18 protein-coding genes are annotated in these 23,645 nt (G+C 68.1%); 10 read left to right on the top strand and 8 right to left on the bottom strand.

The window, feature by feature from the left end; genetic code table 11:
• The first annotated feature begins 79 nt into the window (after positions 1-79).
• The 5 genes from AC5RVG_RS10575 (at position 80) to AC5RVG_RS10555 (ending at position 6,154) form a co-directional block, all read left to right on the top strand.
• Entirely contained in the window at positions 80-1,603 is a 1,524-nt protein-coding gene (locus AC5RVG_RS10575; protein WP_494013828.1) for a leucyl aminopeptidase, read from the top strand.
• A 181-nt stretch (positions 1,604-1,784) separates the two neighbouring features.
• Positions 1,785-3,167 carry a dihydrolipoyl dehydrogenase gene (lpdA, locus tag AC5RVG_RS10570; RefSeq protein ID WP_494013827.1) on the top strand — a complete coding sequence of 461 codons (1,383 nt, stop codon included), beginning with the start codon at positions 1,785-1,787 and terminating at the stop codon, positions 3,165-3,167.
• A 111-nt stretch (positions 3,168-3,278) separates the two neighbouring features.
• Positions 3,279-5,021 (top strand): 2-oxoglutarate dehydrogenase, E2 component, dihydrolipoamide succinyltransferase, encoded by a 1,743-nt coding sequence (gene sucB / locus AC5RVG_RS10565; RefSeq protein WP_494013826.1) that lies wholly within the window; start codon positions 3,279-3,281, stop codon positions 5,019-5,021.
• Positions 5,022-5,197: 176 nt separating this feature from the next.
• Positions 5,198-5,548, top strand: a complete 351-nt coding sequence (locus AC5RVG_RS10560) for a hypothetical protein (protein WP_494013825.1) — start codon at positions 5,198-5,200, stop codon at positions 5,546-5,548.
• A gap of 174 nt (positions 5,549-5,722) precedes the next feature.
• Complete coding sequence (locus AC5RVG_RS10555) at positions 5,723-6,154, top strand: OsmC family peroxiredoxin (RefSeq protein ID WP_493987444.1); 432 nt, start codon at positions 5,723-5,725, stop codon at positions 6,152-6,154.
• Between the two features lie 81 nt (positions 6,155-6,235).
• On the opposite strand, the gene AC5RVG_RS10550 is transcribed toward AC5RVG_RS10555, so the two are convergent.
• Positions 6,236-9,739, bottom strand: coding sequence for a S41 family peptidase (locus AC5RVG_RS10550; protein ID WP_494013824.1), 3,504 nt, complete (start codon positions 9,737-9,739; stop codon positions 6,236-6,238).
• Positions 9,740-9,748: 9 nt separating this feature from the next.
• Positions 9,749-11,500, bottom strand: coding sequence for a serine/threonine-protein kinase (locus AC5RVG_RS10545; protein WP_494013823.1), 1,752 nt, complete (start codon positions 11,498-11,500; stop codon positions 9,749-9,751).
• Positions 11,501-11,604: 104 nt separating this feature from the next.
• On the opposite strand from AC5RVG_RS10545, the gene lipB reads away from it, so the two are divergent.
• The 3 genes from lipB (at position 11,605) to AC5RVG_RS10530 (ending at position 14,181) form a co-directional block, all read left to right on the top strand.
• The gene (gene lipB / locus AC5RVG_RS10540; protein WP_494013822.1) at positions 11,605-12,321 is read left to right on the top strand and encodes a lipoyl(octanoyl) transferase LipB; all 717 of its coding nucleotides are present in this window, start codon (positions 11,605-11,607) and stop codon (positions 12,319-12,321) included.
• A complete protein-coding gene (gene lipA / locus AC5RVG_RS10535; protein WP_494013821.1) occupies positions 12,318-13,322 on the top strand; it encodes a lipoyl synthase in 1,005 nt (334 codons plus the stop codon). Before lipB ends, lipA begins: the two co-directional genes overlap by 4 nt.
• 103 nt (positions 13,323-13,425) lie before the next feature.
• Complete coding sequence (locus AC5RVG_RS10530; RefSeq protein WP_493978004.1) at positions 13,426-14,181, top strand: DUF4191 domain-containing protein; 756 nt, start codon at positions 13,426-13,428, stop codon at positions 14,179-14,181.
• A 158-nt stretch (positions 14,182-14,339) separates the two neighbouring features.
• On the opposite strand, the gene AC5RVG_RS10525 is transcribed toward AC5RVG_RS10530, so the two are convergent.
• Positions 14,340-14,777: an RDD family protein gene (locus AC5RVG_RS10525; protein ID WP_494013820.1), complete on the bottom strand. Its 438-nt coding sequence runs from the start codon at positions 14,775-14,777 to the stop codon at positions 14,340-14,342.
• Positions 14,778-15,009: 232 nt separating this feature from the next.
• On the opposite strand from AC5RVG_RS10525, the gene glnA reads away from it, so the two are divergent.
• A complete protein-coding gene (gene glnA / locus AC5RVG_RS10520) occupies positions 15,010-16,434 on the top strand; it encodes a type I glutamate--ammonia ligase (protein ID WP_493967363.1) in 1,425 nt (474 codons plus the stop codon).
• Positions 16,435-16,769: 335 nt separating this feature from the next.
• On the opposite strand, the gene AC5RVG_RS10515 is transcribed toward glnA, so the two are convergent.
• A complete protein-coding gene (locus tag AC5RVG_RS10515; protein ID WP_494013819.1) occupies positions 16,770-17,234 on the bottom strand; it encodes a hypothetical protein in 465 nt (154 codons plus the stop codon).
• Between the two features lie 342 nt (positions 17,235-17,576).
• On the opposite strand from AC5RVG_RS10515, the gene AC5RVG_RS10510 reads away from it, so the two are divergent.
• Positions 17,577-17,774 carry a hypothetical protein gene (locus AC5RVG_RS10510; protein WP_494013818.1) on the top strand — a complete coding sequence of 66 codons (198 nt, stop codon included), beginning with the start codon at positions 17,577-17,579 and terminating at the stop codon, positions 17,772-17,774.
• 70 nt (positions 17,775-17,844) lie between these two features.
• On the opposite strand, the gene AC5RVG_RS10505 is transcribed toward AC5RVG_RS10510, so the two are convergent.
• From AC5RVG_RS10505 to AC5RVG_RS10490, 4 genes are all read right to left on the bottom strand, one after another.
• On the bottom strand, positions 17,845-18,177 hold the full coding sequence (locus AC5RVG_RS10505) for a cupin domain-containing protein (RefSeq protein ID WP_493977940.1): 333 nt from the start codon (positions 18,175-18,177) through the stop codon (positions 17,845-17,847).
• A gap of 139 nt (positions 18,178-18,316) precedes the next feature.
• The gene (locus AC5RVG_RS10500) at positions 18,317-19,045 is read right to left on the bottom strand and encodes an amino acid ABC transporter ATP-binding protein (RefSeq protein WP_494013817.1); all 729 of its coding nucleotides are present in this window, start codon (positions 19,043-19,045) and stop codon (positions 18,317-18,319) included.
• Entirely contained in the window at positions 19,042-20,508 is a 1,467-nt protein-coding gene (locus AC5RVG_RS10495; protein ID WP_494013816.1) for an amino acid ABC transporter substrate-binding protein/permease, read from the bottom strand. The genes AC5RVG_RS10500 and AC5RVG_RS10495 overlap by 4 nt, the downstream gene beginning before the upstream one ends.
• 117 nt (positions 20,509-20,625) lie before the next feature.
• Entirely contained in the window at positions 20,626-23,643 is a 3,018-nt protein-coding gene (locus AC5RVG_RS10490; protein WP_494013815.1) for a bifunctional [glutamine synthetase] adenylyltransferase/[glutamine synthetase]-adenylyl-L-tyrosine phosphorylase, read from the bottom strand.
• Positions 23,644-23,645 lie beyond the last annotated feature (2 nt).

Raw genomic sequence — 23,645 nt, 5'->3', positions numbered from 1 at the left:
AACGGTAAGCAACCGGTGAGCGGCGGCGGGCACCACCCGTCCGGCCGGCCGGCTGTAGGAGAAGTTAGGACAGATCTGCGTGATCCCCACGACCGAGCTCAAGCTCAGCGCCATTGCCAAGGATGTCAAAAAGGCCAAGTCAGCCGCCCTCGTCATTGCGGTCGGGCAGGACGGAGACGGTCCGGTCCTGCTGGAGAATCCGCTGCCGGCCAAGGCCTCGAAGTCGCTGCAGGACTCCCTTCCGCTGCTCGGCGTCACCGGGGCGGCCGACCAGGTCCACCGCCTGCCGGGGCTGCCCGGGGCCGGGGCGGACGTGGTGGTGCTGGCCGGCGTCGGGAAGCTGCTGCCCGGGCAGGCGTTGACGGAAGAAACCCTGCGCCGCACCGCCGGCTCGGCGGTGCGCCAACTGGCCGGGGTCCGCTCGGTGGCACTCGGCCTGCCGGCCGGAACAGTGGCCGAAGCGGCGGCTGTCGCCGAAGGCGCCGCCCTGGGCGCCTATGACTTCAGCGATCACCGCACCCGGGCGGCCGGGGCCCGCGGCCCGGTGGCGGAAGCCACCGTCATCACGCCGGTTGCCGGCGACAAGGAACTGGCGAAGGCACTCAAGCGGGCCTCGGTGCTGGGACGGGCGGTCAATGCGACGCGCTCCCTGGTCAACCAGCCGCCGAGCCACTTGTACCCGGAGACGTTCGCCGAGGCTGCCACCCAGATGGCCCGGAACCTGCCAGTCAAGGTCACCGTCCTGGACGAGGGTCGGCTGGCGAAAGACGGTTACGGGGGCCTGACCGGCGTCGGCAAGGGATCCAGCCGCCCGCCCCGCTTGGTCAAGGTCGAATACGCGCCGGTCCGGGCCAAGGCGAAGCTCGCCTTCGTGGGCAAGGGCATCACCTTCGACTCCGGCGGCCTCTCGCTCAAGCCCGCCACCGGCATGATGACCATGAAGTGCGACATGGCAGGCGCGGCGGTGGTGCTGAACGCCGTCCTGGCGATCGCCGAGCTGGGACTGCCGGTGAAGGCCACGGCGTGGCTTTGCCTGGCGGAGAACATGCCGTCCGGCACCGCGTCCCGGCCCTCCGACGTACTAACCATGTACGGCGGCAAGACGGTGGAAGTGCTCAACACCGACGCCGAAGGCCGGCTGGTCATGGCCGACGGACTGGCCGCCGCCAGCGAGGAACATCCCGACGTCCTGCTGGACGTCGCCACCCTGACGGGTGCGCAGATGGTCGCGCTGGGAAGCCGGGTGGCCGCGGTCATGGGCGACGAACCCGTGCGCGATGCCGTCAAGGCCGCCGCCGACCGGGCGGGGGAACTGTTCTGGCCGATGCCGTTGCCGGAGGAACTTCGTCCCAGCCTGGACTCGCAGGTGGCAGACCTGTCCAACATGGGCGACAAGTACGGCGGCATGCTGACGGCCGCGATCTTCCTGCGCGAGTTCGTGGGCGAATCCGGCGGCGCGCGCATCCCGTGGGCCCACCTCGACATTGCCGGCCCGGCCTTCAACGAAGGATCCCCGCACGGCTACACCCCGAAGGAGGGCACCGGCGTCGCCGTCCGCACGCTGGTGGCCTACGCCGAGGATGTAGTGGCCCGCAGCTCCTAAAGGCCCGCGCCTCGGAGCGCGCCCGCGTGAATCCGCACACAATCCGGCCTGTTGGGGCCGTCACCAACTAGATGATGGTATGCGGGAGGGCTAAGGTGAGACCCAACCAACTTCGTTCGTCAACCCCAATCAACTCATCGACGTGTCACCACACGTTGCGAACACGCGAGGGAGCGTTCACGTGGCCGATTCGGCAACAGCGCAAGAATTCGACATCCTGATCCTCGGCGGCGGCAGCGGCGGTTATGCCGCTGCCCTCCGCGCCGTGCAGCTGGGCTTCAGCGTCGGTCTGGTGGAAAAGGGCAAGCTCGGCGGCACCTGCCTGCACAACGGCTGCATCCCCACCAAGGCGCTGCTGCACTCGGCCGAGTTGGCCGACCACGCCAAGGACGCCGCGAAGTACGGCGTGAACGTAAGCCTCGATTCCATCGACATGGCTGCCGTCAATGCCTACAAGGACGGTGTCATCGCCGGGAAGTTCAAGGGCCTGACCGGCCTGGTGAAGTCCAAGGGCATCACCGTCATCGAAGGCGAAGGCAAGCTCGTCGGCAAGGACACCATCGAGGTCGGCGGCACCGCCTACAAGGGCAAGAACATCGTCCTGGCCACCGGCTCCTACTCCAAGACCCTCCCGGGCCTGGAAATCGGCGGCAAGGTCATCACGTCCGACCATGCCCTGAAGATGGACACCCTGCCCAAGAGCGCCGTGGTGCTCGGCGGCGGCGTCATCGGCGTCGAGTTCGCCTCGGTATGGAACTCGTTCGGCGTTGACGTCACCATCGTCGAGGGCCTGCCCTCGCTGGTGCCCAACGAGGACCCGGCGATCATCAAGCAGCTGGAGCGCGCGTTCAAGAAGCGCGGCATCAAGTTCAACACCGGCGTGTTCTTCGAAAAGGTGGAACAGAACGACGACGGCGTGGTGGTCACCCTGGCCGACGGCAAGACGTTCCAAGCCGACCTGATGCTGGTTGCCGTCGGGCGCGGACCGAGCACCGCGGGCCTGGGCTTCGAGGAAGCCGGCCTCACGGTTGACCGCGGCTTCGTGATCACCAACGAGCGGCTGCACACCGGTGTCGGCAACATCTACGCCGTCGGCGACATTGTCCCCGGCGTCCAGCTGGCCCACCGCGGATTCCAGCAGGGCATCTTCGTGGCCGAGGAGATTGCCGGCAACAAGCCGGCCCTCATCGAAGACATCAACATCCCGAAGGTCACCTACTGCGATCCGGAGATTGCCTCCGTCGGCCTCAACCAGCCGCAGGCCGAGGAGAAGTTCGGCAAGGACAACGTGGAGACCGTCGAGTACAACCTGGCCGGCAACGGCAAGAGCTCGATCCTGGGCACCAGCGGCATGATCAAGATGGTCCGCGAAAAGGACGGCCCCATTGTGGGCATGCACATGATCGGCGGCCGCATCGGCGAGCAGATCGGCGAGGCCCAGCTGATCGTCAGCTGGGAAGCCTACCCGGAGGACGTCGCGGCGCTCATCCACGCGCACCCCACGCAGAACGAGGCCCTCGGCGAGGCCGCCATGGCGCTGGCCGGCCGCCCGCTGCACGGCTAACAGGCCCTCTCCTGGTGCACCCGTCCCCGCCGGGCGGGTGCACTAGGCTCAAGACAAGACTCGATGTACCGGCCAGGCCGGAAAATAGACTCAAAGGAGAACGGGCACCACATGTCTGAAACCGTGAACTTGCCCGCCCTCGGTGAAAGCGTCACCGAAGGCACTGTCACTCGCTGGCTGAAACAGGTCGGCGACCGGGTCGAAGTCGACGAACCCCTGCTCGAGGTTTCCACCGACAAGGTCGACACCGAGATCCCCTCTCCGGTAGCCGGCGTGATCGAAGAGATCCTGGTCGCCGAGGACGAAACCGCCGACGTCGGAGCCCCGCTGGTGCGGATTGGCGACGGTTCCGGCTCCGGCGAGACCGCCGAAGAAGCGCCGGCGGCGCAGCAGGAGGCTGAAGCCCCCCAGCAGGAAGCCCCAGCACAGGAGGCGCCGAAGCAGGAGGAGCCCCGGCAGGAAGCCCCCGCCGAGGAGGCGCCCGCCGCCGGTTCCGGCGAAGGCACCGAGGTCACCCTCCCGGCCCTGGGCGAGAGCGTGACCGAGGGCACGGTCACCCGCTGGCTGAAGCAGGTGGGCGACACGGTCGAGGTCGATGAGCCGCTGCTCGAGGTCTCCACCGACAAGGTAGACACGGAGATTCCGTCCCCGGTGGCCGGCACGGTTCAGGAGATCAAGGTCGCCGAGGATGAGACCGCAGAGGTCGGTTCGGTGCTTGCCATCATCGGCACCGGCGCCGGCCCCGCCAAGGCGGAGCCGAAGGAAGCCGAGCCGGTGGCCGCCGCGCCTGCCGAGGAACGCGAAGCCCCGGTGGTTGAACCGTCCGCCGAACAGCCGGCCGCCGAAGCCCCGAAGGCCGAGGCTCCCAAGGCCGAAGCCCCCAAGGCCGAGGCTCCGAAGGCCGAGGCTCCGGCCGCCGCCGAGCCCGCCGCGGGCCCGGACGCCGGCTACGTCACCCCGCTGGTCCGCAAGCTGGCCAACCAGCACGGCGTGGACCTGTCCAACGTCAAGGGCACCGGCGTGGGCGGACGCATCCGCAAGCAGGACGTGCTGGAGGCGGCCGAATCCGCCAAACCGGCCGCAGCACCGGCAGCCGCCGCGAAGGCTCCGGCGGACGCCGCGGCCTCGGCCAAGCGCGGCACCGTCGAGAAGGCACCGCGGATCCGCCAGGTGATCGCCCGCCGGATGCGCGAATCGCTGGACGCTTCCACCCAGCTCACCCAGGTCCACGAGGTCGACATGACCAAGGTGGCCAAGCTGCGCGAGCGTGCCAAGAAGTCCTTCCAGGAGCAAAACGGCGTCAAGCTGACGTACCTGCCCTTCATCGCCAAGGCCGTCGCGGAGGCGCTCAAGCAGCATCCGAAGCTGAACGCCGAGTACGACGAGGAAAAGCAGGAGATCACCTACCACAACGCAGAGCACCTGGCGATTGCGGTGGATACCGACAAGGGCCTGCTGGTCCCGGTGATCAATGACGCCGGCAGCCTGAACCTGGCCGGCCTGGCGGGCAAGATCGCCGATGTTGCCGCCCGTACCCGCAGCAACAAGATCGCTCCCGACGAGCTCTCCGGCGGTACCTTCTCGATCACCAACATCGGCAGCGTCGGCGCCCTGTTCGACACTCCGATCATCAACCAGCCGCAGGTGGGAATCCTCGGTACCGGCGCCATCGTCAAGCGGCCCATGGTTGTCCAGGATGAGAACGGCGACGATTCGATCGCCATCCGCTCGATGATGTATCTGTCCCTGACCTACGACCACCGTTTGGTCGACGGCGCGGATGCCGGCCGTTTCCTGCAGACGCTGCGGGCGCGTCTGGAAGCCGGACAGTTCGAGGCGGACCTGGGCCTCTAGCCCGGCCTGCCCCGCGCGACGCACGGATGAGCGGCGGGCTGCGTTCCCAGTGGACGCAGCCCGCCGCTGTGCTTTGTCCCCTCGGCCCGCCAGCCGCTACTACGTCAGGTAGAAATACCCGTCCCGCCGCGGCATGGCGCGGATCTGCGTGCCTCCCCGGCCGATAAGCTGGGCCCATGGACATCCTTTACAGCATTTTCGTCTTCCTGCACATCGTCGGTGCCGCCATGATCGTCGGCATCTGGATCGGCAACATGAAGAAGCCCACCGTCCACCCCCGCCAGTTCGACGGCGCGGCCCTCCAGCTGATTACCGGCGTCATCATGATGGGCCTGATTCCGGCCCTGAACCTGGACGCCGACTACGTGAAGCTGACCATCAAGCTGGTCATCGGGCTCGTCGTGGGCGTCCTCGCGTTCATCGGCCGCCGCAAGTACAAGGCCGGCGAACCGATTTCCACCGGCCTGGCCCACTCGGTGGGCGGCCTGGCGCTGCTGAACGTCGCCATCGCGACCTTGTGGAACTGACTTTCCAAAGCTCCTGACGCTGCGGCCGGTCCCGGGCTCCGGGGCCGGCCGCTGTGGCTTAACCCGGTGCCGCCCGGACAGTCCGCGGCAACTCCCCTAGTATGAAAAGGACGGCGCCGGCCGCCCGCGGCCGGGCCGGCATGGAACTCATCCGAGATCGACCAAGGAGGACATATGGCTACAACACGTTCTGCCAGCACCGAGTGGAACGGCGACCTGTTTAGCGGCGCCGGCCAGACTACGTTCGAAACGTCCGGGATCGGCACTTACGATGTCACTTGGAAGGCACGTGCGGACCAGTCCGAGGGAAAGACCAGCCCCGAAGAACTGCTGGCTGCCGCCCACGCCACCTGCTACTCCATGCAGTTCAGCAACATGCTCAAGGAAAACGGGACCACAGCCGAGAGCATTAAAACCTCGGCGGCCGTGGATTTCGTGCCGGGCACCGGCATCACCGAGATTCGCCTGACCGTAAACGCGACCGTGCCCGGGATCAGCGAGGACGACTTCCAGCGCCTGGCCTCCGGCGCCAAGGACACCTGTCCTGTCTCCGGCGCCCTGGCCTCCGTCCCGAGCATCACGATTGATGCCACCCTGGCCGGCTAATCCCGAACAGACCGAAGAACCCCGGCGCATCTTGGATGCGCCGGGGTTCTTCCGTTCACGCCCCGTGCGCCCAGGCGAAGGTCAACGCACATCCTGCGGACGCGGCGGCAGCGGTCCGGGGCGCAGCACGGGATAACCGGCCCGCGCCGGCGGCTGGTCGGTCGGCAGCTCGCCCAGCATCTCCTTGAGGATGCCGACGCTGTGCTCCAGCTGCGGGTCCTCCCCCGCCCCGTACGCGTGCGGCGGGAACGGCACCTCGATGTCCGGGTCCACCCCGTAGTTCTCCACGCCCCAGCCCACGCCCTGGGTGAACCAGAACGCGTACCGCGGCTGCGTGACGCCGGTTCCGTCGGCCAGCGAGAACTTCGCGTCGATGCCGACCACCCCGCCCCACGTCCGGGTCCCGACTACGGGACCAATCCCGCGCAGCTTGCTCACCTGGGTGATGATGTCGCCGTCGGACCCGGCGTATTCATCGGTGAGGACGACGACTGGGCCCCGGGGCGCGTGGGCCGGGTACGTGCCCGGCTGCTCGCCGCGGGCGAGGTTCCAGGCGGTGACCTTGCGGCCGATCAACTCGGCAACCAGCTGGGAGGTATGGCCGCCGCGGTTGCGCCGTACGTCGATGACGAGCGCGTCCTTGGCGGTCTCCACATCCAGGTCGCGGTGGAGTTGTGCCCAGCCGCGCGCCACCATGTCCGGGATATGGAGGTATCCGAAGCGTCCGTTCGATGCCTCGCGGACATTGCGGCGGTTCCCCGAGACCCAGTTCTGGTACCGGAGCCGCTCTTCGTCGCGGATGGGGATCACCGCGATTCGCCGCTGCAGGCCGGCTTCCGGGCTGCCCGCCCCGTTGACGATGGTCAGTTCGACCGTCTTCCCGGCCGCGCCGGCCAGCAGCGGCGCAGGGCCTGCCAGCGGGTCCACGGGGATGCCGTCCACCGCCGCGATCACGTCCCCCGGGTCGACGGCTGCGCCCGGAGCAGTCAGCGGAGACAGCGCCAGCGGATCCGACGATTCTCCGGCGAGGATCTTCTGCACGGTCCAGCCCGCCTCGGTCCGTGCCAGGTCGGCGCCGAGCCGTCCCTGTTTGCCGGAGCCGGGCTCCGCGACCGGCGGGGGCGAAACGTAGGCGTGCGAGGTGCCGAGTTCGCCGTGCAGCTCCCAGAGCAGGTCCACCAGGTCGTCGTGGGATCCAAGCCGCTCGACCAGGGGCCGGTAACGGTCGTAGACGCCTTGCCAGTCCAGCCCGGCCAGGTCCTCGGCCCAGTAGAAGTCGCGCTGCAGCCGCCAGGCCTCGTCGAACGCCTGGCCCCAGACCTTGAGCGGTTCGAGGGTGACCCGGATCCGGCCCAGGTCGACCTGCACGCTCTCGGGCGAGTCGTCGTCGACCTTCCCGGCGGCCGGCACGGCCTTGACCTGCGCCTTGTGCACGTACACGATCCGCTTGCGGTCCTGGGACACCTCGTAGGAGTCCAGCGCCGGCACCAGCACGGAAACCTCCCGGCGGGAGAGGTCGAACCGCTCCAGCCGCTGGGACTGCTCCGGCTCTTCCGCCGACGCGCGGCCTTCTCCGGTGACGCCGGCGGGGTCGCTGGCCAGCCACAGCAGGGCTCCGTCTACCGCGCTGAGGTCGGTGTAGCGGCCCTGCCGGACCGGGACCGGGATGATCCGCTCTCCCAGCCGTTCGGCGTCCACCACCATGTCGGCGACGGCGGGCGTGGCCTGGTCCTCCCCGTTCGGGGATCCGTCGTGATCCTTCCCGGCCGACGGCGGCGCGTCCGGCAGCGTGCCGTGCACCGACGGACCGAACGGCGAAGACGTGGCGGCGGCCAGGGCCACCAGGAACGGCTTGGTCGATTCGGGAAAACCCAGGTCGAAGCTGTGGGTGGAATAGACCGGATCGAAGCTCCGTTCGGAGAGGAACGCGGCGAACTTGCCGTCCGGGGTGAACGCCGGACCATGGTCGCGGAAGCGTCCGTCGGTGACGTCGACGATCCCGCCGGTGCCGTCGGCCCGGGCCAGCCGGAGACGCGTGCGGGTGCCCTCCGCTGTCACGGGCTCGGCCCACAGGATCCAGCGGGAATCCGGCGAGAAGACCAGCTCGCTGATCGCCCCGTGGTCGGTTTCGGAGAGCCGGCGGAGCTGCGCGCTTTCGGCGTCCAGGACCAGTACCTGGCCGTATTCGGTGGCCACTGCCGCCAGCTTGCCGTCCGGACTGGCGGCAAGCGCGCTCACCCGGTCCGGGCCGGGCAGCTCCACGCGGCGCAATTGCTGCGGCTCCAGCGCCTCAGCCGAACGGGCGTCCGGTTCCCGGCCGCCGCTTCCGCCGCCGCCTTGCCTTCCGCCGGACCGCACCTCCACGATGGGCTGGGACTGGGTCGGATGGACGACGGCGGAGGCCGACACCGGGCGCGGCAAGCCGTCGGGCTCCGGTTCGGCGGGGGCCGGCACGGCTGCCGCGGGAGCAGGCTGGTCGGCCCGGGACAGCTGTTCGAAGACCTGGCGGATGTAGAGGGCTTCTTCCCCGTCGTGGTCCGCGACATAGACCACCCGCGTGTCGCCGAGGGGCCGCGCGAGCCGGGCGCGGACGCCGGGCGTCGATTCCACAGCGCGCGACGGGCCGTCCCGGTGGGTCAGCCAGTGCACCGTGCCGTGCGTTTCGATGACGGAGGCGGTTCCCTTGGGATTCGGCACGGCGGAGGCCAGGTGCTTTGACACGTCGAGCGGGCGGCTGCGGCGGCTCGTGGATGCCGAGCCCAGCGTGATCTCAAGCCGGCGGGCCGCGTCCGCGGAATCGAGGGAGTCCAGGATCCAGAGTTCGCCGGCGGACTCGAAGACCACGCGCGTGCCGTCCGTCGCGGCATGGCGGACGTAGAAACCGTCGTGGTCGGTGTGCCGGCGCAGGCCTGTTCCGTCCGGCCCCACCGAATACAGGTTGCCGTAACCTTCGTGATCGCTCAGGAACGCGATCCGGTTGCCGATCCACATCGGGTCTGCCAGGTTGCCGTCGAGTTCGGCCGCCAGGCGCCCGAACTCGCCGCCGCCGTCCCGGTCGATCCACAGTTTGCCGGCCGTTCCGCCGCGGTACCGCTTCCACCACGCCGGTTCGCGCGAGAGCACGCTGCCGACCACGACCGGACGCTCGTCGCCGAGTTCCGGCCCGAACGCGATTGAGTCGACGGGCCCATAGGGCAGGACCCGGGCGTCCGAACCGTCCAGCGGCACAGCGTAGGCCCAGGTGTGACGTGATTCTTCGCGTTCGAAGGAACTCGTCACCAGGGCGTGACCCGCCGGTGTGAATCCTTTTACCTTCGTGCTGGCGTGCCCCCAGTAGGTCAGTTGGCGGAATCCCCCGCCGTCGACCGACGCCGTGACGGCCTCGGGGGCGCTGGCCTGCACCACGCTCCAGGCCAGGTGCTGCCCGTCCGGCGAGAACCTCGGATTCCGGGCCGGCAGTTGCAGCGACGAGACACGCCACGCCCGGCCGCCGGCAAGGGGGGCGACCCACACGTCGTCCTCAGCGACGAACGTGACCAGATCGCCGTGCACGTGCGGGTAGCGGAAGTAGCTCGATGAAGTCATGCCTCGATCTTAGTCACGGCCTGTGCTGGCCCCGGGGTCATCCGAGCGGCGGGGCGCCTCGCGGATTGACTGGATCAGCCAGCCGGCGTCCCGCCTCACCATCTCAAGGTGGACCCGTTGCACGCTGGGTTCGGCGCGTCGTCCCAGCACGCTGCCGTCGGCGGCCACCTGCCGGTACGCCGACGTGCTGACGGTTGCGGCCACCCATTCCTGTGGCCCTCCGCCTGGTGGCGCTGGATCAGCCGTTACCTTCTCCACCGTGGTTTCGAAGCCGTCGAGCCAACTGCCGGAGCCTGCCAGTGCAGCGATGATGCCTTGGTCCGTGTCCATGACGGCCGTGCCGGGCATATTGACCCGGTTGAGCAGCGTTGCGTCGCGCGTCCTGACGGCCTCGGTGCGCAACCAGGCCAGGGCCGGCACGGCCGCCGCCGCATCGCGGCCCCGCAGCGCACGTTCCAGTTCCGCCGGCAGTACCCGGGCTTCGGGGGGAGCCGGGTCCTGCCCTTCGCGCTGCGCCGTGGACACCTGTTGCACCGACCGGCCACCACCAGGCGATGAGACCGCATCCGGATCGCTCGGCGGAGCAGGCGCTACGTTGCCGGCCAGGGCGAACAGGATGCCCGCTGCCGCCGCGGCCGCGGCGACCGCCAACGTGGCCGCGGCCCGCCTACCGGGGGCGGGCCGGGCACCGCCTCCACGGCCGGCCCCGGCTGACGCCCGCGGAAACGGCGGCAGCGGCCCCCTGTCCCGGCGGCCGGCAGCCTTACCCGCCGCCTGCCGCCGGGTCAGCAACTGGCTGGCAACGGAAGGATGCGCCGACGCCGTCAAATCCAGTGCCTCCGGCTTTGCGGCCCGGATCGCCCGGCGGGCGAACTCCGCCGCCGAGGGGCGCTCCCCTGCACTCTCGGCCAGTCCGTCTTCCAGGAGGGCCACCAGGGGATCGGGCACCTCGGGCACCAACGCCGCCAGTGGCGGCCGCTGCGCGGTGGCACCGGGCACCCGGCCGGTGAGCGCGAACCAGCCGATGGCTGCCAACGCATAAATATCCGCCTCGGGATCCAGCCGGCCGCCGCCGGAACCGCTGCGCGGTGCCCCGAACCCCGGCGTGCCCGCCGCCGGTGGGCGGTCGCTGCCCAGCGCGCGGGCGACGCCCAGGTCGGCCAGCATCGGCTTGCCCACCGCGGTGAACAGCACGTTGCCGGGCGATACGTCCCCGTGCACGGTCCCGGTCCCGTGCAGGTAATCCAAGGCCTGGGCTATCGGAGTCAGAATCGTCACGGCCTCGCCCACGGCCAGCGGGCCGCGGGCGGCGACGAGCGCCGCGAGCGAGCCGCCGGCAGCATATTCCAGCAGCAGCCCCGGCCCGCGGTCGGTTGCCACTTGTCCGTGGACGGGCAGCAGGTGCTCATGCCGCGCCCCCGCCAACAGGAATAGTTCATGGTCGGCGGCAGCGGCCGCGGCCCCCGGTTGCCCCTCGGGGGCAACCGCCCAGGGAGCGGGCTCCCCCTCATCGGCGGCTAATACGTGCCAGGCAGGGCGCGGCCCCGGCCGCGGGCGTTCGGCGTCGTCCGAGGAGGAGGGAACAGTGGGCGCAGACAGCACCTTCAGTGCATACTCCGTTCGGGTCAGCGCGTCGCGGACCAGCCATACCGAGGCCGAGGCGCCGTTGCCCAGCCACCGCTGCACGTGCAGCCCCGGCGCCGCCGGCCGCGGCGGTTCCTGCCCCATGGAGGCCGCCCCGGGTGTCTGCCCATCTTCCATGGACCACTTGTACTCCGTTTGGCCGCGGGGCGCAGGAGTTATCCACAGCACTTGAGTCGTTACACAAATAGCAGTGCCCGGCCCCCGGAGCGTAGTCTTGCTGAATGGCTCTTGAGTTTTCTCGGCTGGGCTTCGCCCCTGACTACGTCGATTATGAAGAAGGCTGGGCGCTGCAGCGCAAGCTGCACGCCGAAGTCGTGGCGGGCACGGCGCCCAGCACCGTGTTGTTGCTGGAGCACAGCGCTGTCTACACCGCCGGCAAGCGGACCGAAGACCATGAGCGGCCGTTGGACGGCACCCCCGTGGTCAGCGTGGACCGTGGCGGCAAACTGACCTGGCACGGCCCCGGCCAGCTGGTGGGTTACCCCATCGTGGCCCTCCCGGATCCCACCCGGGTGGCCGACTACGTTGACATCCTCGAGCAGGTCCTGATTAATGTGCTCGCCGATTACGGCGTGGCCGGCACCAGGATGGAGGGCCGCTCCGGCGTCTGGATCGAGGCCGACGAGCGCGGGCCCGCCCGCAAGATCGCCGCCATCGGCATCCGCGTCAACCGCCGGGTAACCATGCACGGCTTCGCGCTCAATTGCCGGAACGACCTGGCACCCTACAGCCAGATCATTGCCTGCGGCATTACCGACGCCGGCACCACCACCATCCAGGCCGAGACCGGGCTGGACGTGGCCCCGGCCGACATCGCAGACCGGGTGGAGGAAGAACTCCGCTCGTTCGAGACATCCCTGGTCAAGGCCGGCACCCCCGGCCCCGCGGCCACCGACACCGACCCTGGCCACCGCCAGACCGAAGGAGCCCTGTTGTGACGCTCGCCCCTGAAGGACGCCGCCTGCTGCGCGTCGAGGCCCGCAATGCAGCCACCCCCGTTGAGCGCAAGCCGGACTGGATCAAGGCCAAGGTCAACATGGGCCCCGAGTACGTGGGCATGAAGAACCTGGTCAAGAAGGAGGGGCTGCATACCGTCTGCGAAGAGGCAGGCTGCCCCAATATTTTCGAATGCTGGGAAGACCGCGAGGCGACGTTCCTGATCGGCGGCTCCGAGTGCACGCGCCGCTGCGACTTTTGCCAGATCCATACGGGCAAGCCCTCCCCCGTCGACATCCTGGAACCCACCAAGGTGGCCCAGTCGGTCCAGCAGATGAACCTGCGCTACGCCACCGTCACCGGCGTGGCCCGCGACGACCTGGCCGACGAGGGCGTGTGGCTCTACGCCGAGACCATCCGCAAGATCCACGAACTCAACCCCGGCACCGGCGTCGAAATCCTGATTCCGGACTTCTCCGGAAAGCCCGAACACATCACGGCCATCTGCGACGCCAAACCGGAGGTATTCGCGCACAACGTGGAAACCGTGCCCCGGATCTTCAAGCGCATCCGGCCGGCCTTCCGCTATGAGCGTTCGCTGGATGTCATCACGCAGGGCCGCGACCAGGGCATGGTGACCAAGTCCAACCTGATCCTGGGCATGGGCGAAACCCGCGAAGAAATTTCCGAGGCGCTGCGCGATCTCCACGCCGCCGGCTGCGACCTGGTGACCATCACGCAGTACCTGCGCCCGACCGAACGCCACCACCCGGTGGAGCGCTGGGTGAAGCCGGAGGAATTCGTGGAACTAAGCCAGGAGGCCGAGGACATCGGCTTCCTGGGCGTGATGAGCGGGCCGCTGGTGCGCTCGTCCTACCGGGCCAGCCGCCTCTGGGCCACCGCGATGCGCAAGAAGGGCCTGGAGCTCCCGCCCCAGCTCGCCCATATCGGCGAATCCGGCAGCACCCGCCAGGAAGCCGCCACGCTGATTGCTGCCCGGTAGCTGAACCGCCGGAACCGCGGTCCGGGAGCCTGCCGGCTGCCGGGCCGTTGCCGTGTCCGCGTACGGCACGAGTGCCTCCTGGCTCACGATAGAATTGGACATTATGGCCCATAGCACCGATTCCGACGCCCCGAAGCGGGGTCTCTTCTCACGCAAGCCCAAGGCTGGGAAACCCTCCAAAGCCAACAAGCAGCCCGGCCGGCTGAAGCAGATCGGCCAGGTCTTCCGGATGACCCGGCGCAACGACCCGAACGTTGTCTGGTTCATGCTGCTGGCCTTCCTCGGCATCGTCGCCGTCGGCCTGGTCATCGGCCTGCTGATCAACAACTGGGTCACGCTGCTGATCATCTCCATCCCGCTGGGCCTGCTGGCCGCCACCTTCATCTTGTCGCGGCGCGCCGAACGTGCGGCGTTCTCGCAGATCGAGGGCCAGCCCGGTGCTTCCGGCGCGGCCCTCAGCGTGCTGCGCCGCGGCTGGATCCTGCAGGACCAGCCGGTGGCCGTGAACCCGCGCACCCAGGACGCCGTCTTCCGCGCCGTGGGCCGCCCCGGCATTGTGCTGGTCACCGAGGGCCCCTCGCACCGCGTGCGGCAGCTGGTCGAGTCGGAGCGGCGCAGGCTTCGCCGCATTCTGCCCAACGTCACGATCCATGTGATCGAGACCGGCCGCGGCGAAGGCCAGGTGGAGTTGAGCAAGGTGGCCAAGACCGTGCAGAAGCTCAAGAAGGAACTGACCAAACAGGAAGTCAGCGCCGTGGACAAGCGCCTGTCGGCCCTGGGCAGCAACAAGCTCCCCATCCCCAAGGGCGTGGATCCGTTCAAGGCCCGCCCGGACCGCAAGGCCATGCGCGGCCGCTGAGCGTCCCGCCCGTTAAACCCGAAAGGCTGCCGGTTTCACCGGCAGCCTTTCGGGTTTAACGCATCGCGCCAGACAGGAGGCTTGAGGCCTGCAGTGAGGCGCCGGCTCAGCGGGGCGCCGGGACGGTGGTGCTCACGGCACGACCGAGGAAGGCTGCCTCAGCGGCGCACCAGCACGGTGCCCATGGCGCGATCGTGGAAGCCTCGCTGGTCGGGGTCGAAAATAACCGCCGGAATCACCAGGCACAGGAGGACGGTGCGCACGACGGCGGCCAGCAAGCCGGAGGCGGAGCCGTCGAGTTTGCGCACGTGGATGCCGAGCAGTCGGTGGCCGAAACTGTAGCCGAGCGTCCCCACCAGCAGCAGCTGCTCGACGGCGAACACCCCCAGGATGGCCAGCTGGCTTCCGCCCAGGAAGGCGTTCGCGATCGCGTAGCACAGGAGCCAGTCAATGAGCAGCGCCACGAACCGGCGCCCCGGACGCGCAATCGAGCCGGGCCCGGATTGCGGGAGCCCGAGCCGCTGCCCGGGCCATTTCTGGATGTTGGACTGCGGGGGGCCTTCAAGCCAGGAACCAAGATCGCGTCTGCTTACCACCCCTCAAGTTTACCGGTCCCGCCTGTAACGGGGTTTCCCCGGGGGCGGCCGGAGTTCCCGCCGGTAAAGCGTGAAGGCCACTGACGGTAAACTTGCAGTGCACATCGATTTCGTAACCTGCCCGAAACACTTGCGACACTGTCGGGAAATTCCCTGCTCCTATTGTTGTAACTGTTGCCGGCCCCGTACAGCGGAGGCAGGTTCCCCCAGAATGCGTAAGGAGCATGACCCGATGTTCAAGAATGCGGACGAGGTCCTCAAGTACATCGCCGACGAAGACGTTAAGTTCGTCGATATCCGTTTCACCGATCTGCCCGGCGTCCAGCAGCACTTCAACGTGCCGGCCAAGACCGTTGACGCGGACTTCTTCGTGAACGGCCAACTCTTCGACGGCTCCTCGATCCGCGGCTTCCAAGGCATCGCCGAGTCCGACATGCAGCTGATCCCGGATGTTTCGACCGCCTTCATCGATCCGTTCCGCGTCGAGAAGACGCTGGCGCTGAACTTCTCCATCGTGAACCCGCGCACCGGTGACCCCTACCACCGCGACCCCCGCGGCGTGGCCGAGCGCGCCGAGGCGTACCTGGCCTCCACCGGCATCGCCGACACCGCGTTCTTCGCCCCGGAAGCCGAATTCTTTATTTTCGACGACGTCCGCTACCAGTCCAGCCCCGAGCATTCCTTCTACAGGGTGGACTCGGTCGAGGCGTACTGGAACTCCGGGAAGCGGGAAGAAGGCGGGAACCAGGGGTACAAGACCCCGGTCAAGGGCGGCTACTTCCCCGTGGCCCCCACCGACAAGCAGGCGGACCTGCGCGACGCGATCTGCGTGGAGCTGGACGCCGTCGGCCTCGAGGTCGAGCGCTCCCACCACGAGGTCGGCGCCGCCGGCCAGGCCGAGATCAACTACAAGTTCAGCACGCTGACGCACGCGGCCGACGATTTGCTGAAGTTCAAGTACATCGTTAAGAACGTCGCCGACGCCTGGGGCAAGTCCGCCACGTTCATGCCCAAGCCCGTGTTCGGCGACAACGGCTCCGGCATGCACTGCCACCAGTCGCTCTGGACCGGCGGGCAGCCGCTGTTCTACGACGAGAAGGGCTACGCCGGCCTCTCCGACACCGCCCGCTGGTACATCGGCGGCCTGCTCAAGCATGCTTCCGCCGTGCTGGCGTTCACCAACCCGACGGTCAACTCCTACCGCCGGCTGGTCAAGGGCTTCGAGGCCCCGGTGAACATGGTCTACTCGCAGGGCAACCGGTCGGCCGGCATCCGTATCCCGATCACCGGCTCCAACCCGAAGGCCAAGCGCATCGAGTTCCGCGCTCCAGACCCCAGCTCCAATCCTTACCTGGCCTTCGCCGCGCAGCTGATGGCGGGCCTGGACGGCATCAAGAACCGAATCGAGCCGGCCGACCCGATCGACAAGGACCTGTACGAGCTGCCCGCCGAGGAAGCCAAGGACATCCAGAAGGCTCCGGGTTCGTTGGAGGAAGCGCTCGAGGCACTGGAGGCGGACAACGAGTTCCTGCAGGCCGGCGGTGTCTTCACCCAGGACCTGATCGACACCTGGATCGCCTACAAGCGCGAAGAGGAAATCGCGCCGCTGGCCGCCCGCCCGAACCCGTACGAATTCGAGCTCTACTACGGCTGCTAGCTAGATTCCGCGGTAAACGCGGGGTTAGTCCGCACAGAGTCCGCACGAGCTGCCAACACTTCGGTGACAGCAGCACGTGCGGACTCCTCTTTGTCCGGAAACATCTGGGCATAGGCGTGTCGCGCATCGTCTTGGCTTTGCACCGCTGATGACCTTTACGCCGACCCCGGAGGCGATCAACAGTGAGGCGTAGTCATGCCGCAGGTCTGGTTAGTGCTGCCGTCTTCTGCGAAATTTCGTATGCGTTAATCTCGGTTGCGATGAAGCGCCAAACGCGGCCAAGCTTCCATGCTCAGGGGATCCACCAGCACGTGCCTGCAAGGTCGCTCGGGTCATCAATTCTTCGGTCGGATCTCGTCCCGCAATTGCGCGAGACTCCGCTCGTTGTGACGGGCTACGAAGCCAAGCACGCCACCCAGTTCTAAAAACGCAGTGATCGGCGTGGTCCGGATCTGCCCATCTGCCCCTTCCCACACGAGCAGAGAGTTCATGGTGATGTCCCGGAATGCGGACCGCGGGACCGTACGATCCCGAAAGACTCCGAACACTGTTAGATCAGCGGCGGATACTTGCACACCCAACCGCCAGTTTCGCCAGCCAGTGAGCAGCAGGGCGCCCATAAGAAGCACAAACAATATGACATCTGGCACCGACCCGAAGGGGTGATCCCCCACGCGTCCAGAAGGGCCAGGGCCGGCTTTGACCTCGAAGAAGAGCACTATCAGAAACAGCAACGTACCCGCGAAAAAGGCTATCCGCGTGATGAATAGCGGGCGCAGCGTCAGTGTGGGTCCCAACATGTGCCCGCTTACCTCGTGCCCTCGCTGATTTCCGTCGATACCTCAGCAGGATACAAGGCATCTTTAACACGGCCGACACTAACACGAGGCGCTCGGCACGAAACTGCGGTCCAGTGCAGTCGCCTTTTATCTCGGTGGCGCCGGACCGTACTCGCTGACGCCGAGTGCAACCGTAATGCTCAGGGCGCTCGATTGCACTGTTCAGCAGATCATAGAGCCGCGCCATCTCGGCCCGCGCTTCTAAAAGTGTCGACCACCGGTCGATAGCCTCTTCGCCCCACCACTTTCTGATGGCAGCTGAGAGCCTCGGCTGTGACTGCGAGGCGTGGCAAAATGAAGCCCATGGGCGAAAGCGGGGAGCCCGCACCTCAGGGCCGCACGCCGCGACCGGTCAGGGCCGCGCTCATCGGCGCTGCCGTTGCCTTCCTGGTGTTCCTGGTCATTTTGCGCGTCGGGGTCGCCTATTCGCTGGTGCTGACGGCCACCGCGCTGCTGTTCGCGGGAGTGGTGGCGATCATCCGCAGCGCGCTGCGCAGGTGACGCGCGACGCGCCATGCGGGCAAGGCCCGGCGCGTTGCTCGGCTGTCCCGGTGGGTCTCGGCGGCGCCGTTCAGCTGTCCCGGCGTGTCTCGGTGACGGCTGTCAGCAGGAACACCGAGTCCTCGGACGCCTCCACCGAGTGCCGCTCCTGCGGGATCACGGCGAGCTGGTTCTGGTTGACGGCCATGCGGCCGGACGCGGACACCACGGTGACCGCCCCTTCCAGGACCAGCAGCGTGCCGGCCAGCGGGGCGTTGTGCTCCCCCAGCTCCGCCCCGGCCTTCAAGGCCAACACCGTCTGGCGCAGCGGACCGTCCTGGGCCACCAAGGCGGCACTGCGACCGTGCGGCGCTCCGACGGCCACGGCCAGGTGTTCGCGTCCAAGCACATCGATGTCGGTCATGTCCGGCGCCTCCTTCGGTTGGGTTCCGGCCTCAGCCTAGCCCGGCGCCCTGTTCCCGGCCACACACCTACAGGGCGGGGCCCGACGGCGGCGCGCCCCCGCGCATCGGAGGGCACCGCCGTCGGCCGGTCAGAGGACCTCAGAGGACCTTGGCCAGGAAGTCCTGGGTACGTGCCTGCTGCGGGGCGCCGAAGAGTGCCTCCGGCCTGCCTTCCTCCACGATGTTGCCGTCGGCCATGAAGATGACGCGGTCCGAGACTTCGCGGGCGAAGCCCATCTCGTGGGTGACCACCACCATGGTCATGCCTTCCGCCGCCAGGTCCTTGATGACCTGCAGCACCTCCCCCACCATCTCCGGGTCCAGGGCGCTGGTGGCCTCGTCGAAGAGCATGATGTCGGGATTCATGGCCAGTGCCCGCGCGATGGCCACGCGCTGCTTCTGTCCGCCGGAGAGCTGGGCCGGGCGGGCGTCGGCCTTCTCAGACAGCCCGACCCTCTCCAGCAGCTCCAGGGCCTTGCTGCGTGCTTCGGCCTTGCCGAGCTTCTTGAGCTCCACCGGGGCCAGCATGATGTTCTCCAACACGGACTTGTGCGGGAACAGGTTGAAGTGCTGGAAGACCATGCCGATGTGCTGGCGCACCTTGTCCAGGTCGACCTTCGGGTCGGTCAGGTCGAAACCGTCAACCACCACGGTTCCCCCGCTGATGTCCTCCAGCTTGTTCAGGCAGCGCAGGAAGGTCGACTTGCCCGAGCCGGACGGCCCGATCACGCAGACGACTTCGCCTTCGGCCACCTCGACGTCGAGGCCCTTGAGGACCTCGTTGCTGCCAAAGCTTTTTCTGAGTCCGGCGACGTGAATCTTGCTCACTTGTTGAACCTCTTATCCAGGATGTTGGAAAGCTTGATCAGCGCGGTGATCACCACGAAGTACAACGCCGCCACGATCAGCAGCGTTTCGCCGGTACGGAAGTTGGAGGCGTAGATCTGCTGGCCCTGGTAGGTCAGTTCGGCGAAACCGATGACCGCGAGCAGGGAGCTGTCCTTGAGCGTGATGACGAACTGGTTGATGAAGCTGGGGGTCATGATCTTGACCGCCTGCGGGATCACGACCTTCTGCATGGACTTGACGTAGCCCAGGCCCAGGCTGCGGCTGGCTTCCATCTGGCCTGGATCCACGGACTGGATGCCGCCGCGGACGATCTCCGTCATGTAGGCGCCGGCATTCAGGCTCAGCGTCAGCACGCCGGCGGTGAGGACGTCGATCGGCGCCCCGGTCAGCTGCGGCAGGCCGAAGTAGAAGAAGAACGCCTGGACCAGCAACGGCGTGCCGCGGAAGATGCCCACGTAGGTGGTCGCGATCCCGCGCAGCACGATCCGGCGGGATACCTTCAGGAACCCGAAGGCGACGCCCAGGACCAGGGCGATGATGATCGAGACCGCCGTGGCGAACAGCGTGAGCCCCAGGCCCTTCATCAGGGCGGGGAGGCTGTCCGTCAACAGCTGCCAGAAGCTGCTCTTCCCGGCAGTCTCCGGCGAAGCGAGGTACTTGTCCAGGATCTGCTGGTATTCGCCGCTGGCCTTGAGCTCGGCCAGGCCGGCGTTGAAGGCTTGGATCAGTTCGGGGTTCTGGTCCTTGTTGACCGCGAAGCCGTAGGAACTTCCGCGTTCCTTCTCCGTGACGGCCTTCAGCCCGTTGTTTTGGGCGATGCCGTAGGCCAGCACCGGGTAGTCGTCGAAGACTGCCACGGAGTTGCCGGCCTTGACGTCGTCGTACATGGTGGCCGACTGGTCCAGCGGCTTGACCGTGAAACCGTACTCTTCGGCGATGGAGTCGGCGAAGGCTTCACCCTCGCTGCCGCGCTTGACCGCGACCGTCTCGCCCGCGAGGTCCTCGTAAGAGGTGATCTCGTTGTTGCTCTGCGCCACGGCCATCTGCACACCCGAGTCGAAGTACGGGTCGGAGAAGTCGAAGACCTGCCGGCGCTCGTCCGTGATGGACATGCCGGCGATGACTCCATCCACCTGGTTGGACTGCAGCGCCTGCAGCGCGGCGTCGAACCCGAGCGACCGGATTTCCACCTCGAAACCCTGGTTCTCGGCGATCGCCCGCAGCAGGTCCATGTCGATGCCGACCAGTTCGCCGCCCTGGCGGAACTCGAAGGGGGCGAACGTCGTGTCGGTACCGATGACGTAGCTCTTGCCGCTGGCGCTCTGCGGCGCCTGGGCCGCGGCCGCGGCCGCGTTGCCGCCGAAGACCAGCGAGAGCACCGCCAGCAGTCCGGTCAGGGCCAGCAGGCGCCGTCCCAGCCCGGTGCGTTGGAGGGTGTGCAAACTAAACAGCTCCTAGATTTGTTCTCAGGGCACGCCTGTACAGCCTGTGCAAGGCGCAAAAGATCCTCATTGAGGGTACAGACCGGTGACCGGCAGCACCACTTGGTGTCGGGGAGGCTAGGTGCCGTAACCGTAGAAGTAGCGCTCGAAGATGGCCCGGGCGCGGCGGGTCAGGCGCAGGTAGTCTTCCTCGATCGCCGCAGCGTTCCCGGGCTCGTAACCGCACCAGCGTGCCACCGCTTCGAGGTCCCGGCGCGAGGCCGGCAGCACGTCCGAGTTCTTGCCCGCCCAGATCACATTGGCCGACCGGACCCGGGTGGCAAGGCTCCAGCTTCGCCCGAGGGCGGCGGCGTCCTCGCCCGGCAGCAGCCCGGCGGCGGCGATGGCGGAGAGCGCTTCGAGCGTGTTGGTGGTGCGCAGCTCCGGGAGCTTCCGGGCGTGCTCCAGCTGCAGCAGCTGCACCAGCCACTCCACGTCGCTGAGTCCCCCGCGGCCCAGCTTCAGATGGCGGGCCGGATCGGCGCCGCGCGGGAGCCGCTCCGATTCCACCCGCGCCTTGATCCGGCGAATCTCCCGCACCTGATCGCTTCCCAGCCCCTCCGGGTAGCGGATCGGATCCACGAGCCCGATGAACTCGTCCGCCAGGTTGTCGTCGCCGGCCATCGGGCGGGCGCGCAGCAAGGCCTGCGCCTCCCAGACCAGGGACCAGCGTTGGTAATACTCGCGGTAGGAGTCCAGCGAGCGCACCATCGGCCCGTTCTTGCCTTCCGGCCGCAGCGCCGCATCCACTTCGAGCACCCGTTCGGCCAGCACCGGGGGTGTGCAGGGCTGCTTCAGGAGGGAAGAGATCCGCGTGACAATGCGCTCCGCCTGCTGCTGGGCCAGGCCGGGGTCGGCCCCCGGCAAGGGCCGGTGCACGTACATGACGTCGGCATCCGAGCCGTAGCTGATCTCCCGTCCGCCCTGCCGGCCCATGGCCACCACCAACAGGGCCGTCAGCCGTTCCTCGGACTCCAGCACGGAGGTTTCCGCGACGTGGAGCGCGCCGAGCACGGCGGCACGGTCGGCGTCCGCCAGAGCGGCCCCGACCTGGGACTGCTCCAGCAGCCCGGAGGAGTCGGCGAGCGCAATGCGCAGCGTTTCCCGGCGCCGGATCAGCCGGATCAGCCGGATGGCCTCCTCGGGCACCGGATGGCGGGACATCTTGGACCGGATTTCCTGCCACTGGGCGTCGAAGCTGAGCGGTACGAGGTCCTTGTCTGTGCCCAGCCAGGCCGTGGACTCCGGCGAGACCTCCAGCAGATCCGTGATGAAGCGGCTGCTGGAAAGGATGTGGCACAGCCGTTCGGCGGCCGAGCTCGAGTCCCGCAGCATGCCCAGGTACCAGTGCGAGTCTCCCAGCCGTTCGCTCAGCCGGCGGAAGCCCAGCAAACCCGCGTCCGGGTCCACGCCGGAAGCGATCCATTCCAGCAAGACCGGGAGCAGCTGGCGCTGCAGCAACGCCTTCCTGCTGACCCCGCCGGTCAGGGCCTCGATATGACGCATCGCACCCCGCGGATCCTGGTAGCCCAGCGCGGCCAGCCGGCCCTGCGCCGCCTCCGGGGTCAGCCGCACCTCGTCCAGGCTCAGGTTGGAGGCTGCGGCCAGCAGCGGCCGGTAGAAGATGCGCTCGTGCAGCGCCCGCACCCTGCGCTTGGTCTGCTGCCACTTCTCCAGCAACTCGGCCGGCGCCGGCCGCCTCTCGAGCAGCGCTCCCTGCGCGGCTTTGGCCAGCACGCGCTGCGCCTGCTCGTCGTCGGGCATCAAGTGGGTCCGGCGCAGGTGCACCAACTGGATCCGGTGTTCCAGGACGCGCAGGTACCGGTAGGCCTCATCGAATTCCTGCGCGTCGGCGCGCGAGATGTAGCCCGCCGTGCTCAACGCCGCGATGGCCGACGTCGTGTCGCGCTGGCGGATGGATTCGTCTACCCGGGCATGCACCAACTGCAGCAGTTGGACCGTGAATTCGACGTCGCGAAGCCCGCCGCGGCCCAGCTTGATCTGACGGCCGCGCTCATGGGCCGGGATGTTTTCGGTGACCCGGCGGCGCATCGACTGCACCGACTCGACGAACCCTTCCCGTTCCGACGAGGACCACACCAGCGGCGACACCGCTTCCTCGTACCGGCGCCCCAGCTCGGCGTCCCCGGCCACGGCCCGGGCCTTCAGGAGTGCCTGGAACTCCCAGCTCTGGGCCCAGCGCCGGTAGTACGTCAGGTGCGAGTCCAGCGTCCGGACCAGCGGCCCGTCCTTGCCCTCCGGGCGCAGGTTGGCGTCGACTTCCCACAGCCCGGGTTCCGGGCCGGGCGAGGAGATGGCCCGGGCCGTTCCACTGGCCAGCGCCGCCCCGATCACCCCGGCCTCGGTGTCGGCGCGCCCGTCGGCCTCGACGACGTACACCACGTCGACGTCGGAAATATAGTTCAGCTCCCCGGCCCCGCACTTGCCCATGCCGATGATGGCCAGCCGCACCGCCGCGACGTCGCCGGCGCCGTAACGCTCCGCTGCTTCGGCCCGGGCCACCGCAAGCCCGGCGTCCAGCGCGGCCGCTGCCAGGTCCGCCAGTTCCCGGGCGGCGTCCGGCAGGAAGTCGACCGGCGAGGCCGCGGAGAGGTCCCGGATCGCCAGTTCGGACAGGTGCCGGCGGTACGTGCTCCGCAGCGCGACGTAGGCGTCCTTGCCCGAAAACGAGGCGACCGGTTGTCCCGACAAGGGGTCCGCCCCGACGGAACGCAGCAGCGAGCTGCGCAGGCGGGACGCCGGCACCCGGCCGGGTTCCGGTCCGATGTCCGTCTCGAGGACGTCCAGATGCTCCGGCCGGCGGAGCAGGAAGTCCGCCAGGGCCTCGGAAGCCCCGAGCAGCCGGAACAGGGCTTCGCTGCCGTCGCCGCCCATGTTGATGACGTCCGCCAGGGACGGGTTTTTCTCCAGCAGTCGCACCAGCGACACCAGCGCCTGGTCCGGGTCGGCGCTGACCGCGAACCCGGCCTCCAGCCGCTCCTGGCTGATGCCGGACAGTTCCCTGGCCTGCAGGAACCGGGTGCTGCGCTCCAGATCGTGGAATCCTCGGGCGATCAAGCGCCGGTTCGTCAGCACGT

Source organism: Arthrobacter senegalensis (assembly GCF_059091765.1).
This window is presented reverse-complemented; position numbering and strand designations above follow the sequence as displayed.